The following is a 13,528-nucleotide window of genomic DNA, read 5'->3' as shown; positions in this document are numbered from 1 at the left end:
GGGTAGCCGACGGCGATGAGCCAATCGCAGTGGGCACTGGTGACCGGCGCGTCGAGCGGCATCGGCTTCGAACTCGCCCGTGAATTCGTCGAGCACGGCTACGACGTCATCGTCGCCGCCGAGGACGACGCCATCCACGCGGTGCCCGAGAGACTCGCCCGCAACGGCACCCGGATCGAGGCGGTGCAGGTGGACCTCGGCGAACCCGACGGTCCCGCGACGCTCTACGAAACGGCGACCTCGGGCGGCCGGTACCTCGACGCCGCGGCGCTGGGCGCCGGCATCGGCAGCGGCGGCCTCTTCGTCGAGACCGACATCGCGCAGGACCTGGCGGTCATCGACCTCAACGTGCGGTCCACGGTGCTACTCGCGAAGCTGGTGGTGCGGGACATGGCGGCGCGCGGCGCCGGGAAGGTGTTGTTCACGTCGTCGGTCGCCGCGACGATGCCCGGCCCGAAACAGCCGGTGTACAACGCCTCGAAGTCATTCGTGCAGTCGTTCGCCGAGGCGCTCCGCGACGAACTCAAGGACTCCGGCGTCACCGTCACCGCGCTCATGCCCGGCGCCACCGACACGAACTTCTTCGACCGCGCCCGGATGGGCGACACCGTGATGGGCCGCATGCCCAAGGACGACCCGGCCAAGGTGGCGGCGAAAGGTTTCCAGGCGTTGATGGACGACAAGCAGAAGGTCGTCGCGTCGTCGCTGGTGTCGAAGCTGTTGTTCAACACCAACCGGCTGCTGCCCGACGCCGTCACGGCCAAGGGCAACAAGCTGATGTCGTCGGTGCTGCCGAAGCGCTAAGCCGTCAGCAACGGGGCGATCCAGGCGAGCTCGCCGGGCAGCTGCGACGACCAGAACGCGCCGTCGTGGCCGCCGGGGGAGAAGCCGCCCGCGGGCGGCTTCGGCAGCTGCGCGATGAACTCCCGCGTGGCGCCGGCGAACGGGTCGTCGTTGCCGATGTCGATGCGGAGCGGGATCTGTCCCAGCGCGGGCAGACCCCAGACGCTGTTGGCGGCGTAGTCCTCGGCGCTGTCGAACGCCCCCGGCGCCGTCGCGCCCGGCGACGTCCACAACGCCGGGCTGACCGCGCAGATCGCGGCGGTGCGCGCCGGGCCCAACCGGCCGCCCAGCAGCAGCGCGCCGTAGCCGCCCATCGACCAGCCCAGGAACGCGACCCGTGAGGTGTCCAGACCCTGGTGGGCGAGCAGCGGCAGCAGCTCGTCGAGCACCATCGCCCCGGTGTCCTCCCCGGACTCCCGGCGGTGCCAGTAGCTCCCGCCGCCGTCCACGGCCACCACCGCCACCGGTGGCAGGCCCGCGGCGACGGCCTGCGCAAGACCGGGCTCGACCCCGCCGGCCATGACGCTCGCCGCGTCCCCGCCCTTGCCGTGCAGCGCGATCACCGGCCGCAGCGGCGCCGTCTGGCCGGGCGGCCGCGCGATCGCCCAGTTCGTCTCGACACCACCCCGGGCCGCCGACGCGAACGACCCGCGGACCATGGTCGGTTGTCCCGCAGCGGGTTCGGCGGGCAGCGGCAGCCGCGGCGTCCCGAAGCCGGTCCATGTCACCGGCACGGCGGTCGGGGTGTGGCGCACGGTGACACCGACGGCGAACGCGCCGGCGGCCCCGGCGACGACGCCGACCCCGAGCCGCAACGCCTCGCGACGGGTGAGGGGACGCATGAGGGCAATCATGCCATCGGCCAGCGGCGGGGTCAGCTCAGACCGGTGCCGTTCGGCGCGAAACGCACGTGCGGCAACCGGCCGCCTGGCAGCATGATCCGCGTGACGGCAGCGGTCACCCCGAAGGGCGAACGCCGGCGGTATGCGCTGGTCAGCGCGGCCGCCGAGTTGCTCTGCGAGGGTGGCTTCGACGCGGTGCGGCACCGCGCCGTCGCCCGTCGCGCCGGCATGCCGCTGGCGTCGACGACCTACTACTTCTCGTCTCTGGACGACCTGATCGACAACGCCATAGCGCACGTGTCGGATCTGGAGACCGCCCAGCTGCGGGCGCGCGTCGACGCGTTGCCGCGGCGGCGGCGCGGGGCCGAATCCATCGCCGACGTCCTCGTCGACCTGCTGCTGGGCAACACCCCGTCGAGCGAGCAGCTGATCTCGCGTTACGAGCGCTACATCGCCTGCGCGCGGCAGCCCCGGCTGCGGGACATGCAGCGCCGGCTGCGCCGGTTGCGTGCCGAGGCGGTCATGGAAGTCGTTGCGCGATCCGGTCGTTCGGTGCCGGCGGGTCGGCTCGCGGCGCTGCTGTGCGCGGTCGACGGGGCGGTCGTGTCGGCGCTCGTCGAGGACAGCGGGACGGCCCGGGAAACCGCCCGCACCACGCTCGTCGACGTCATCGACGCGCTGGCACCGCCGGATCAGCGGTTGCCGGTGCGGTGAGGCGTGCGCTGGTCGATGATGAAGGCCCGTTGACCCGAGGAGCGCCATGACGCAGGCCGCCGCCACGAAAGACTCCGAGCCCGAACTGAAACGGGTGATCGGGCCCGGGTTGCTGCTGCTGTTCATCGTCGGCGACATCCTGGGCACCGGTGTGTACGGGCTCACCGGCAAGATCGCCGGCCAGGTCGGCGGCGCCGCCTGGCTGCCGTTCCTGCTGGCCTTTGCGATCGCCACCGTCACCGCGTTCAGCTACCTCGAGCTCGTCACGAAGTATCCGCAGGCGGCGGGCGCCGCGCTCTACACCCACAAGGCGTTCGGCATCCACTTCGTCACGTTCCTGGTGACCTTCGTCGTCATGTGCTCCGGCATCACCTCGGCGTCCACGGCGTCGCAGGTGTTCGGCGAGAACCTCTTCCGCGGCATCACCGGCGAGGACGGCAGCCGCGTCGGCGTCGCGCTCGTCGCGCTCGGCTTCATGGCGGTGCTGGCCGCCGTCAACTTCCGCGGCGTCACCGAGAGCGTCGGGCTCAACGTCGTCCTCACCATCGTCGAGATCGCGGGCCTGACCACGGTGCTGCTGGCCGGGCTGTGGGCGTTCACGCAGGGCGGGGACGTCGACTTCTCGCGCGTCGTCGCCTTCGAGACCGCCGGCGACAAGAACGCCTTCCTCGCGGTGACCGCCGCGACCTCGCTGGCGTTCTTCGCGATGGTCGGATTCGAGGACTCGGTGAACATGGCCGAGGAGACCAAGGATCCGGTGCGCATCTTTCCCAAGGTGCTGCTGACGGGCCTCGGTATCGCCGGCCTCGTCTACATCCTGGTGTCGATCGTCGCCGTCGCGCTCGTTCCCGTCGGCGACCTGCGGACCAGCAGCACCCCGCTGGTCGACGTGGTGGCGGCGGCCGACGTCGGCATCCCGATAGAGACGCTGTTCCCGTTCATCACGATGATCGCGGTCTCGAACACCGCGCTCATCAACATGCTGATGGCCAGCCGGCTCATCTACGGGATGGCCCGGCAGCGGGTGCTGCCCCGACCGCTCGGCACCGTGCACGCCACCCGCCGCTCGCCGTGGGTGGCGATCCTGTTCACCACCACCATCGCTTTCGGGTTGATCGTCTACGTGTCGCTGTTCGCCAGCGACAGCGCGGTCGAGGTGCTCGGCGGCACCACCTCGCTGCTGCTGCTCGCCGTGTTCGCCGTCGTCAACATCGCGGTGCTGGTGCTGCGGCGCGACGTGCGCGCGGGCGGCGGCCACTTCACCACCCCGACCGCGTTGCCGGTGATCGGGTGCCTGGCGTCGGCCTACCTGGTGCTGCCGACGTCGGGCCGCCCGCTGTCGCAGTACCTCGTCGCCGGTGCGCTGGTGCTCGTCGGCGTCGTCCTGTACCTGCTGACCCGGCTCGTCAACCGGCAACTCGGCATCCGCGAGGCCCGCATCATCGACCCGGCGGAGCTGGACTCGGCCCCCGACTAGCGGTTCGGCAGCCGGGCCAGCCGCTGCCGCAGCCGCTCGACCCGGTGCGCGTTGCCCCGCAACCCGATGTAGCGGTCGCCGAACACCGCCAGCAACACGTCGTCGAGCCGCCGCACCGCACCCGGCGGGTAGCGGTAGTCCATCGCGGCGTTGATCGCGTCGGCGTCGACCGAATCGAGCAGCGCCGTCAGCTCCACCAGTGAGTCGACGCCGAGCTCCGACAGCAGCCCGGAGATCCAGCCGTAGTGGTCGGTGCGTGACCAGCCGGCGTCGGCGTACCGGTTGCCCAGATAGGTCGCCAGCACCGGGATCGCGATACCGGCCTCGGTCGACGGCTGCGCGTCGTGGTCCGTCATGGTGACGCGCAGCCGCTCCCGGATCGCGGTGAACTCGCGGTCGGCGAGCTCGAGCAGCCCGGCCGCCAGCGTGAAGCGGCGGTCCAGTTCCGGCGCGTGCTCGGCCGGGATGGCGCCCTTGTAGCGGATGTCGTGTTCGAACTCCGCCCACGCGTGCTGCAGCACCGTGCGCACCTGCACCGACGCCGGCTGTTGCTCACCCTCGACGCCGACGAGCAGGTGGCGGCTGGCGTAACCCCAGCGGCCCTCCCGCGCCGTCTCCTGCCCCATGTCCCGGTCGTCGAGCAGCCGCAGCTCGTCGGCGAGCAGCGTCGCCACCGCGTCGACGTCCTCGCGCAGATAGGTGATCACCCGCAGGCCGACCTGGTCGGTGATCTCCACCAGCGGGTCGCTGTAGAGCCGGCGAGCCACTCTTCCGTCGACCATTTGATCGGCCTTGGCCGCGAACGACTCGACGGTCTTGGTGCGCGCCGTGACGCTGAGGTAGTTGATGCCGGCGTCGTCGAGCAGCGCCGTCACCAGCTTCAGGTAGTGCTCGGTGGTGGCCACCAGCGCCGGCCGGCGCCGCGCGTACTCGGCGACCGCCCGGGCGGTCCGCGGTTCGCCGGGAGCCGGCGTCAGGCCGGCCGGGAGCGTCGGGGTGACGATGTAGCCGGTCGCCAGGTCGCCGTAGGTCGTGACGTCGTCGGGCCGGTGGGTCGCGTAGCGGGCGATGTAGGCGCACAGCACGGCGTCGACGGGATCCTCGGCGCGGCGCAGGTCGCTCTTGCGGGTGGCGTTCTCGACGTCGCGGCGCAGCTGCGCCCAGGCGTCGCACCCCGTCACGTGCAGCGGCGGCTCGGCGTGCGCCAGGCTCTCGACGAGGCCGATCAGCCGCAGCAGCTCCGACTGCAGCAGTTCGAAGGGCCGCTTCGGTTTCGGTTTGTACTTCAGGGTCCGGGGCAGCCGGAACAGCGCGATCGTGGCGGCGTGCGGATACACCTCGATCGCCCGGCGCGGCCGTCGCGACGCCGGGTCGAGATCCAGCTGCAGGGCGGCGGCCAGCCGGGCGCCGCGCGGCGTGCCGGCGAACTCGGGTTTGGTCTTGTTGGCGGGATGCGCGCCGGCCTGGAACGGCTGGAAGTCGCGGTTGAGCGCCGCCTCGGCGGGCCGGTTGCCGGTGGCGTTCGCCACGATCAGCGGGGCGTCGATGCCGACGACGCAGTCGCCCGCGGTGTACGGGGCCAACTGGGCGACGATCTCGTCGTCGGTGCCGGCGACCGCGACGTGCACCAGCGCACCCGACTCGTCCACCACCGCCACGCCGGTCGGCTTCTTCTCACCCCAGGCCAGGTCGAGTCCGACGAAGTTCACCGCTCCACCCTGCCGCATTAGGCTCGACGCCCGTGAGCATCCCGAACGTGCTGGCCGATCGATACGCCAGCGAGGCGATGACGGCCATCTGGTCGCCGGAGGCCAAGATCGTCGCCGAGCGCCGGCTGTGGATCGCGGTGCTGCGGGCGCAGATCGAGCTCGGGACACCGGTGCCCGACGGTGTGGTCGACGCCTACGAGCGGGTGGTCGAGCACGTCGACCTCGGCTCGATCGCCGCGCGCGAGCGCGTCACCCGCCACGACGTGAAGGCCCGCATCGAGGAGTTCAACGCGCTCGCCGGCCACGAGCACATCCACAAGGGCATGACCAGCCGCGACCTCACCGAGAACGTCGAACAGCTGCAGATCCGGCGCTCCCTTGAGCTCGTACACGCCCACGGGGTGGCCGTCGCGGCCCGGCTGGCCGAGCGGGCGGCGTCCTATCGCGATCTGGTGATGGCCGGCCGCAGCCACAACGTCGCCGCGCAGGCCACCACGCTCGGCAAGCGGTTCGCGTCGGCGGCGCAGGAGACGCTGGTGGCGCTGCAGCGCATCGAGGAGCTGATCGCCCGCTATCCGCTGCGCGGCATCAAGGGGCCGATGGGTACCGGCCAGGACATGCTCGACCTGTTCGACGGCGACACGGCGCGGCTGGCCGAACTGGAGCGACGGGTGGCGGCCTTCCTGGGCTTCTCGGACGCGTTGGTGAGCGTCGGGCAGGTGTACCCGCGGTCGTTGGACCACGACGTCTGCTCGGCGCTGGTGCAGCTGGGGGCGGGCCCGTCGTCGCTTGCGCACACCATCCGGCTGATGGCCGGCCACGAGCTGGTGACCGAGGGGTTCGCGCCCGGGCAGGTCGGTTCCTCGGCGATGCCGCACAAGATGAACACCCGATCCTGCGAGCGGGTCAACGGCCTGCAGGTGGTGCTGCGCGGCTACGCCTCGATGGCCGCCGAGCTGGCCGGCGCACAGTGGAACGAAGGCGACGTGTTCTGCTCGGTGGTGCGCCGGGTGGCGCTGCCCGACGCGTTCTTCGCGATCGACGGGCAGCTCGAGACGTTCCTGACCGTGTTGGCCGAATTCGGCGCCTACCCCGCGGTGATCGCCCGCGAGCTCGACCGGTACCTGCCGTTCCTTGCCACCACGCGGATACTCATCGCCGCCGTGCGCGCCGGGGTGGGCCGCGAGACCGCGCACGAGGTGATCAAGGAGCACGCGGTCGCGGTGGCGCTGGCCATGCGGGAGCGCGGTGCAGAGCCCGACCTGCTGGACCGGCTCGCCGCCGACGACCGGCTGCCGCTGGACCGGGCCGCGCTCGACGCCGCGCTCGCGGACAAGGCGGCGTTCACCGGCGCGGCGGGCGATCAGGTCGACGCCGTGGTCGCCGCCGTCGAGCAGCTCGTCGCCCGCCATCCCGACGCCGCGCGTTACCAGCCGGGCGCCATCCTCTGAGTCAGCGGCGCAGGCCGGCGCTGCGTAGCTCCAGCGCCGCGAGGCCCCCGACGATCGCGGGGTCGTCGCGGCGCCAGGCGCTGACGGGGTCGGGGTCGATGCGGGTCAGCGTGCGCAGCGGCCGGTTCGCCAGCGCGCGCAGCGCCAGCAGCTGCCGGCCGGCGGGCGTCGCCGCCAGGTCGATCACCGTGCGCTTGCGCCGGAAGAACCGCAGCCGCAGGTACAGCCACGGCACCGCAACGCCCAGGATCGGCGGCGCCGCCACTGCGATCGCCAGCACCACCGCCAGCCAGCTCGCGGTGGTGTCGAGTTGATGGCCCGCGTCGGCGAGGTCGCGGGCGGCCCGCCCCGCGGCCTCGAGCGGTTTGCTCAGGTCGTCGCCGATCCACGGCACGCCGTTCGCCCGTTCGCCCGCCGAGTCGAGATTGCCGCCGATGCCGTCGGCACCGCTCTCCACCTGCCGGCCGACCTCGGCGATGGCCGACACGGCGGCGTGCACGGCCATGCCGATCGTGAGCCAGCCGAACGTCCACACGACCACGACGGCGTCGCTGATCAGCTGCAGCAGCAGCCGCCGGGGTGACGCGGCGTAGCGCAGCAGGCGGGCGAGCCGGCGCGACGGGACAGCAGGACCGGGCGTCATGGGCCCGATCCCAGCACAATGACCGCGCCCGGTGCGCCGATAGGCTGAGTCGGTGCGACCGGCTCTGAGCGACTACGACCATGTGGGCAGCGGCAAGGTCCGCGACATCTACCGCGTGGACGACGGTCATCTGCTCTTCGTCGCCAGCGACCGCATCTCGGCGTTCGACCACGTGCTCCCGACGCCGATTCCGGACAAGGGCCGCGTGCTCACCGCGATGAGCGTGTTCTGGTTCGACCACCTCGACGCGCCGCACCACCTCGCCGGCCCGCCCGACGACCCGCGCATCCCGGCCGAGGTGCTGGGCCGCGCGCTGGTGGTGCGGCGGCTGGACATGCAGCCGGTCGAGTGCGTGGCGCGCGGCTACCTCACCGGCTCCGGGCTGCTCGACTACCAGCGCACCGGCGCGGTGTGCGGCATCGCGCTGCCGAGCGGCTTGGTGGAGGCCAGCCGCTTCGCCGAACCGCTCTACACGCCGGCGACGAAGGCCGAGCTCGGCGGCCACGACGAGAACATCTCGTTCGCCGACACGGTGGCGCTGGTGGGCGCCGAGCGCGCCGCGGCGCTGCGGGACGCCACGCTGCGCCTCTACGGCGAGGCCGCCGAGCATGCCTTGCAGCGGGGACTGATCCTGGCGGACACCAAGTTCGAGTTCGGTGTCGACGCCGACGGCGCGCTGGTGCTCGCCGACGAGGTGCTGACGCCCGACTCGTCGCGCTATTGGCCGGCCGAAGACTACCGCGAGGGCGTGGTGCAGCACAGCTTCGACAAGCAGTTCGTGCGCAATTGGCTGACCGGCCCGGAGTCCGGCTGGGACCGCGCCGGTGACAGCCCGCCGCCGCCGTTGCCCGAGGACATCGTCGCGGCCACCCGGCAGCGGTATGTCGATGCCTACGAACGCATCTCGGGCCGGGCGTTCGCCGACTGGATCGGACCGACGCAGTGAGCACCCCACCGGTGGCGCGGCGCGTCGAGCACCGCCGCGTCCACCACGGCGACGTGTTCGTCGACCCCTACGAGTGGTTGCGCGACAAGGCCGACCCGGCGGTGATCGCTCACCTGGAGGCGGAGAACGCCTACGCCGACGAGCTGACCGAGCACCTGTTGCCGTTGCAGCAGCACATCTTCGACGAGATCAAGGCGCGCACCAAGGAGACCGACCTGTCGGTGCCCACCCGCCGCGGGGAGTGGTGGTACTACGCGCGCAGCTTCGAGGGCAAACAGTACGGCGTGCACTGCCGGTGCCCGGTGGCCGATGCCGCCGACTGGCGGCCGCCGACGCTCGACGAGCAGACCGAGATCCCGGGCGAGCAGGTGCTGCTCGACGAGAACGTCGAAGCGCACGGGCACGAATTCTTCTCGCTCGGCGCGGCGACGGTGAGCCTGGACGGCCACACGCTGGCCTATTCGGTGGACACCCGCGGCGACGAGCGGTACACGTTGCGGTTCGTCGACCTGCGCACCGGTGAGCGCTACGCCGACGAGATCAGCGGTATCGGCGCGGGCGCAACCTGGGCCGCCGACAACCGCACGCTGTACTACACCACCGTCGACGAGGCGTGGCGGCCCGACACCGTGTGGCGGCACCGGCTCGGGGAGCAGGGGCCGGACGAGCAGGTGTATCACGAGGCCGACGAACGGTTTTGGCTCGGCGTCGGGCGCACCCGCAGCGACGCCTACATCGTGATCGCGGCGGGCTCGGCGATCACGTCCGAGGTGTTCGTCGCCGACGCCGCCGATCCGGCGGCCGAGTTGCGCTTGGTGCTGCCGCGCCGCGACGGCGTCGAGTACTCGGTGGAACACGCCGTCAAACCAACGGCAACCGGCGGGGAGGACGTCTTCCTGATCCTGCACAACGACGGCGCGGTGAACTTCACGCTCACTGAGGCGCCGGTGGCGGATCCGGCCGCGCAACGCACGCTGATCGCGCACCGCGACGACGTGCGGCTCGACGGCGTCGACGCGTTCGCCGGCCAGCTGGTGGTCAGCTACCGCCGCGAGGCGCTGCCCCGCATCCAGCTGTGGCCGATCACCGGCGACGGCTACGGCGAGCCGCAGGAGATCGCGTTCGACTCGGAGCTCACGTCGGCGGGGCTGGGTGCCAACCCGAACTGGGACGCGCCGGTGCTGCGGGTGGGCGCGACGTCGTTCGTGACGCCGGTGCGCATCTACGACATCGACCCCGTCACCGGCGAGCGGCGACTGCTGCGCGAACAGCCGGTGCTGGGGGATTACCGCCGCGAGGATTACGTGGAACGCCGTGACTGGGCGATCGCCGACGACGGTGCGCGCGTGCCGATCTCGCTCATCCACCGCGCCGACGCCCAGTTGCCGGCGCCGACGCTGCTGTACGGCTACGGCGCCTACGAGATGTGCGAGGATCCGCGGTTCTCGATCGCCCGGCTGTCGCTGCTGGACCGCGGCATGGTGTTCGCGGTGGCGCACGTGCGCGGTGGCGGCGAGCTGGGGCGGCTGTGGTACGAAGACGGCAAGCTCCTCAAGAAGCGGAACAGCTTCACCGACTTCGTGGCCGTCGGGCGGCACCTCGTGGACACCGGAGTCACCCGGCCCGCCCAGCTCGTGGCGATGGGTGGCAGCGCCGGCGGGCTGCTGGTGGGCGCCGTTGCGAACCTGGCGCCCGAGCTGTTCGCCGGCATCCTCGCGCAGGTGCCCTTCGTCGACCCGCTGACCACCATCCTCGACCCGTCGCTGCCGCTGACCGTCACCGAGTGGGACGAGTGGGGCAACCCGCTGGCCGACGAGGCGGTGTATCGGTACATGAAGAGCTACTCGCCGTACGAGAACGTCGACGCCAAGGACTATCCGGCGATCCTGGCGATGACGTCGCTCAACGACACCCGCGTCTACTACGTTGAACCCGCCAAGTGGGTGGCGGCGCTGCGTCATACGAAGACCGACGACCGCCCGGTGCTGCTGAAGACGCAGATGAGCGCCGGGCACGGCGGGATCAGCGGGCGCTACGAGCGGTGGCGCGAGACCGCGTTCCAGTACGCCTGGCTGCTCGACACCGCGGGAGCCGACGGGCACCCCACCAACTAGGCGCTGCCAAGATAGGATTCGCCGGGTGACCCGCCGCCGCTACCACCACGGCGACCTGCGTGCCGTCCTGCTGGGCGAGGCGGCGAAGACCATCGCCGAGCGCGGCGCGGACGCGGTGTCGCTGCGGGAACTCGCGCGCCAGGCCGGTGTCTCCCACGCCGCCCCGGCGCACCACTTCTCCGACCGGCGCGGGCTGTTCACCGCGTTGGCCGCCGAAGGCTTCCGCAAGCTCGCCGACGCGCTGGCCGCCGCGCCGGCGCCCTTCGAGAACCAGGCGACGGCCTACGTCACCTTCGCGACGACGCACCGCGGCCACTACGCCGTGATGTTCGACCGGACGCTCGTCGACGTCGGCGATCCGGAGCTGCGCAGCGCCCAGGCGGCGGCCGGTGAGCAGCTCTCCCGCGGCGTCGCGACGCTGACCGATCCGCGCGCCGTCGACGATCCGGCCGGCGCCGAACTGGCGGCGTGGTCGCTGGTGCACGGGTTCGCGATGCTGTGGAACAACGGCGCCGCGCCGCAGGCCTTCACCGGGGCGAGCCCCCGGGACACCGCGGAGCGGATCGCCCGCATGCTGTTCGGCGGCTAAGGCAGCAGCACCGGCGGCGCGGTCTTGGCCGGCGCCCGGTTGGGCAGGAACAACGCCGGGACGATCGTCGCGGCGATAAAGCCGACCGCCACCGCGAACACCACGAAGAACGCCCGGGACAGCTCGTCGCGGCCGGCGGCCAACACCTCGGCGATCACGTCCGGCGGCGGCAACGGCACCGGCCGACCCTGCTCGGCCGCCTGCAGCGCACCGGCCAGCCGGCCCGCCTCGGCGACGGCGGGGCTGTCGTTGACCTGGTTGGTGAAGATCACCGACATCAGGGCCGTCCCGACGGAGCCGGCGACCTGCTGGTTGACGTTGATCAGCGTCGACCCGCGCGCCACCTGCTGCGGGGTGAGCGTCTGGACCGCCGCACCCGACACCGGCATCATCGTGGCGCCCATGCCCATCCCCATCACCAGCAACCCGACGAGCAGCACCGGGTTGTAGGCGTAGGAGTGGTAGACGCCCCAGGCGAAGATCGCCATGCCCGCCGTGATGAGCGTGATGCCGACCAACACGATGCGGGCGGGCCCGCGGCGGTCCATCAGCTGGCCCGCGATCGGCATCGTGAGCACGGCGCCGAGGCCCTGTGGGATCAGGTGCAGGCCGGACTGGAAGGTGTCCTGGCCGAGGATCTGCTGGAAGTACAGCGGGAACAGCAGGGCAGAGCCGAAGAACGCGATCGCGAACAGGAACATCGTCGCGTTGGCGACGGTGAGTCCCCGGTTGGCGAACAACCGGAGATCGATCAGCGGGTGCTCGGCGCGCAGCAGCGCGTGGAAGACGAACGCGACGATGAGCGCCACCCCGAGCGTCGCGGGCGCCCACACCTCCGGATCGGCCGCGGTGCCGTGCTCGGGGATCGACGACACGCCGTAGAGGAAGCTGGCCAGCCCCGGGGAGAGCAGCAGCATCCCGATGAAGTCGAAGCTCTCCGACGGCGTCGGCCGGTCGCGCGGGAACACCACCGCCGCGAGCACGAGCGCGAGCACGCCGATCGGCAGGTTGATCAGGAAGATCCACTCCCAGGAGAACGCGTCGATCAGCCAGCCGCCCAGGATCGGCCCGCTGATCGGTCCAAGCAACATCGGGATGCCGAGCACCGCCATCAACCGGCCCAGTCGCTGCGGGCCGGCCTCCCGGGTCAGGATGGTGAAGGTGAGCGGCATCAGCATGCCGCCGCCGAGGCCCTGCACCACCCGGAACGCGACGAGCAGCGTGATGTTGGGCGCCAGCGCGCACAGCAGCGAGCCGAGGGTGAAGAACGCCACCGACGCGATGAACAGCCGTTTGGTGCCGAACCGGTCCGCGGCCCAGCCCGTCAGCGGGATGACCGTCGCCAGGGCCAGCGTGTAGCCGGTCATGGTCCAGGCGACGACGGCCTGCGTGCTGGCGAAGATGCGCTGGAACTCGCCCTGGGCGACGCTCACCACCGTCGCGTCGAGGATCGCCATCACCGATGCCAGCACGCAGACGCCGGCGATCCGCAGCAGCCGGGCGTCGAGGTGGTCGGGGTAGTCGTGGTCGGACGGGGTGACCGGTGGCGCGTCGTCGGCGCCGGCGGTCGTCGTCCGCGATCGGGGATTGCTCACGCGGTGCACCACCGCACCGAGCCTAACCGGGTCGCTAGACTTCCCGCACGATCGGCTCCGACGCCCGGGAGGTGCGCGTGACCAGCCTGCTCGACATTCCGTTGACCACCCTCGACGGCGAACCGACGTCGCTCGCGGCCTATGCCGACCGGGCGGTGCTCGTCGTCAACGTCGCCTCGAAATGCGGTCTGACGCCGCAGTATTCGGCGCTGGAACGGCTGGCCCGCGACTACGCCGACCGCGGGCTGACGGTGATCGGCGTGCCGTGCAACCAGTTCATGGGTCAGGAGCCGGGCAGCGCCGAGGAGATCCGCGAGTTCTGCTCCACCACCTACGGTGTCACCTTCCCGCTGCTGGAGAAGACCGACGTCAACGGACCCGACCGGCATCCGCTCTACGCCGAGCTGACACAGACACCCGACGCCGGCGGTGAGGCCGGCGACGTGCAGTGGAACTTCGAGAAGTTCCTGCTCGCGCCCGGCGGGGTGGTGGCCGGGCGGTTCCGGCCGCGCACCGCGCCCGACGCCCCGGAGGTCATCGAGGCCATCGAGGCGGTGTTGCCCGCGCACTGAGGCGAGCGAAGCGACGGGGGATCGTGCATTGAG

At 71.6% G+C, this 13,528-nt stretch carries 12 protein-coding genes; 8 read left to right on the top strand and 4 right to left on the bottom strand.

The window, feature by feature from the left end; genetic code table 11:
• Nucleotides 1-15: 15 nt before the first annotated feature.
• The gene (locus LV457_RS03305; protein WP_232168975.1) at nt 16-804 is read left to right on the top strand and encodes an SDR family oxidoreductase; all 789 of its coding nucleotides are present in this window, start codon (nt 16-18) and stop codon (nt 802-804) included.
• Here the strand turns inward: LV457_RS03305 and LV457_RS03300 are convergent.
• Nucleotides 801-1,697 carry an alpha/beta hydrolase-fold protein gene (locus tag LV457_RS03300; protein ID WP_232168974.1) on the bottom strand — a complete coding sequence of 299 codons (897 nt, stop codon included), beginning with the start codon at nt 1,695-1,697 and terminating at the stop codon, nt 801-803. The genes LV457_RS03305 and LV457_RS03300 overlap by 4 nt on opposite strands.
• A gap of 81 nt (nt 1,698-1,778) precedes the next feature.
• Between LV457_RS03300 and LV457_RS03295 the strand changes: the two genes are divergently transcribed.
• Together LV457_RS03295 and LV457_RS03290 are read left to right on the top strand one after the other, a co-directional pair.
• Nucleotides 1,779-2,399 (top strand): TetR/AcrR family transcriptional regulator, encoded by a 621-nt coding sequence (locus LV457_RS03295; RefSeq protein ID WP_232168973.1) that lies wholly within the window; start codon nt 1,779-1,781, stop codon nt 2,397-2,399.
• A gap of 46 nt (nt 2,400-2,445) precedes the next feature.
• Nucleotides 2,446-3,876 carry an APC family permease gene (locus LV457_RS03290; protein ID WP_232168972.1) on the top strand — a complete coding sequence of 477 codons (1,431 nt, stop codon included), beginning with the start codon at nt 2,446-2,448 and terminating at the stop codon, nt 3,874-3,876.
• Here LV457_RS03290 and relZ read toward each other — a convergent pair.
• A complete protein-coding gene (gene relZ, locus LV457_RS03285) occupies nt 3,873-5,585 on the bottom strand; it encodes a bifunctional ribonuclease/(p)ppGpp synthase (protein WP_232168971.1) in 1,713 nt (570 codons plus the stop codon). The two genes, LV457_RS03290 and relZ, sit on opposite strands and share 4 nt — an antisense overlap.
• A gap of 32 nt (nt 5,586-5,617) precedes the next feature.
• On the opposite strand from relZ, the gene purB reads away from it, so the two are divergent.
• Nucleotides 5,618-7,036 (top strand): adenylosuccinate lyase, encoded by a 1,419-nt coding sequence (purB, locus tag LV457_RS03280; protein ID WP_232168970.1) that lies wholly within the window; start codon nt 5,618-5,620, stop codon nt 7,034-7,036.
• Between the two features lies 1 nt (nt 7,037).
• On the opposite strand, the gene LV457_RS03275 is transcribed toward purB, so the two are convergent.
• The gene (locus LV457_RS03275; protein WP_232168969.1) at nt 7,038-7,679 is read right to left on the bottom strand and encodes a hypothetical protein; all 642 of its coding nucleotides are present in this window, start codon (nt 7,677-7,679) and stop codon (nt 7,038-7,040) included.
• 52 nt (nt 7,680-7,731) lie between these two features.
• Here LV457_RS03275 and LV457_RS03270 point away from each other — a divergent pair, with 52 nt between their 5' ends.
• Genes LV457_RS03270 through LV457_RS03260 form a run of 3 tightly spaced genes read left to right on the top strand, consistent with a single transcriptional unit; the run spans nt 7,732 to nt 11,328 of the window.
• On the top strand, nt 7,732-8,625 hold the full coding sequence (locus LV457_RS03270; RefSeq protein ID WP_232168968.1) for a phosphoribosylaminoimidazolesuccinocarboxamide synthase: 894 nt from the start codon (nt 7,732-7,734) through the stop codon (nt 8,623-8,625).
• Nucleotides 8,604-10,739 (top strand): S9 family peptidase, encoded by a 2,136-nt coding sequence (locus LV457_RS03265; protein WP_232169228.1) that lies wholly within the window; start codon nt 8,604-8,606, stop codon nt 10,737-10,739. Before LV457_RS03270 ends, LV457_RS03265 begins: the two co-directional genes overlap by 22 nt.
• Before the next feature lie 25 nt (nt 10,740-10,764).
• Entirely contained in the window at nt 10,765-11,328 is a 564-nt protein-coding gene (locus tag LV457_RS03260) for a TetR/AcrR family transcriptional regulator (RefSeq protein WP_232168967.1), read from the top strand.
• Here the strand turns inward: LV457_RS03260 and LV457_RS03255 are convergent.
• A complete protein-coding gene (locus tag LV457_RS03255) occupies nt 11,325-12,932 on the bottom strand; it encodes a DHA2 family efflux MFS transporter permease subunit (protein WP_374198721.1) in 1,608 nt (535 codons plus the stop codon). The genes LV457_RS03260 and LV457_RS03255 overlap by 4 nt on opposite strands.
• Nucleotides 12,933-13,000: 68 nt before the next feature.
• Here LV457_RS03255 and LV457_RS03250 point away from each other — a divergent pair, with 68 nt between their 5' ends.
• Nucleotides 13,001-13,495: a glutathione peroxidase gene (locus LV457_RS03250; protein WP_374198704.1), complete on the top strand. Its 495-nt coding sequence runs from the start codon at nt 13,001-13,003 to the stop codon at nt 13,493-13,495.
• Nucleotides 13,496-13,528: the final 33 nt, after the last annotated feature.

This window comes from Mycobacterium sp. MYCO198283 (genome assembly GCF_021213805.1).
GTDB lineage: Bacteria > Actinomycetota > Actinomycetes > Mycobacteriales > Mycobacteriaceae > Mycobacterium.
This window is presented reverse-complemented; position numbering and strand designations above follow the sequence as displayed.

What these genes read in the sequence shown, in the direction of transcription:
- LV457_RS03305 (WP_232168975.1), top strand. Translation starts at nt 16, where the DNA reads ATGAGCCAATCGCAGTGGGCACTGGTGACCGGCGCGTCGAGCGGCATC.
- LV457_RS03300 (WP_232168974.1), bottom strand. Translation starts at nt 1,697, where the DNA reads ATGATTGCCCTCATGCGTCCCCTCACCCGTCGCGAGGCGTTGCGGCTC.
- LV457_RS03295 (WP_232168973.1), top strand. Translation starts at nt 1,779, where the DNA reads ATGATCCGCGTGACGGCAGCGGTCACCCCGAAGGGCGAACGCCGGCGG.
- LV457_RS03290 (WP_232168972.1), top strand. Translation starts at nt 2,446, where the DNA reads ATGACGCAGGCCGCCGCCACGAAAGACTCCGAGCCCGAACTGAAACGG.
- LV457_RS03275 (WP_232168969.1), bottom strand. Translation starts at nt 7,679, where the DNA reads ATGACGCCCGGTCCTGCTGTCCCGTCGCGCCGGCTCGCCCGCCTGCTG.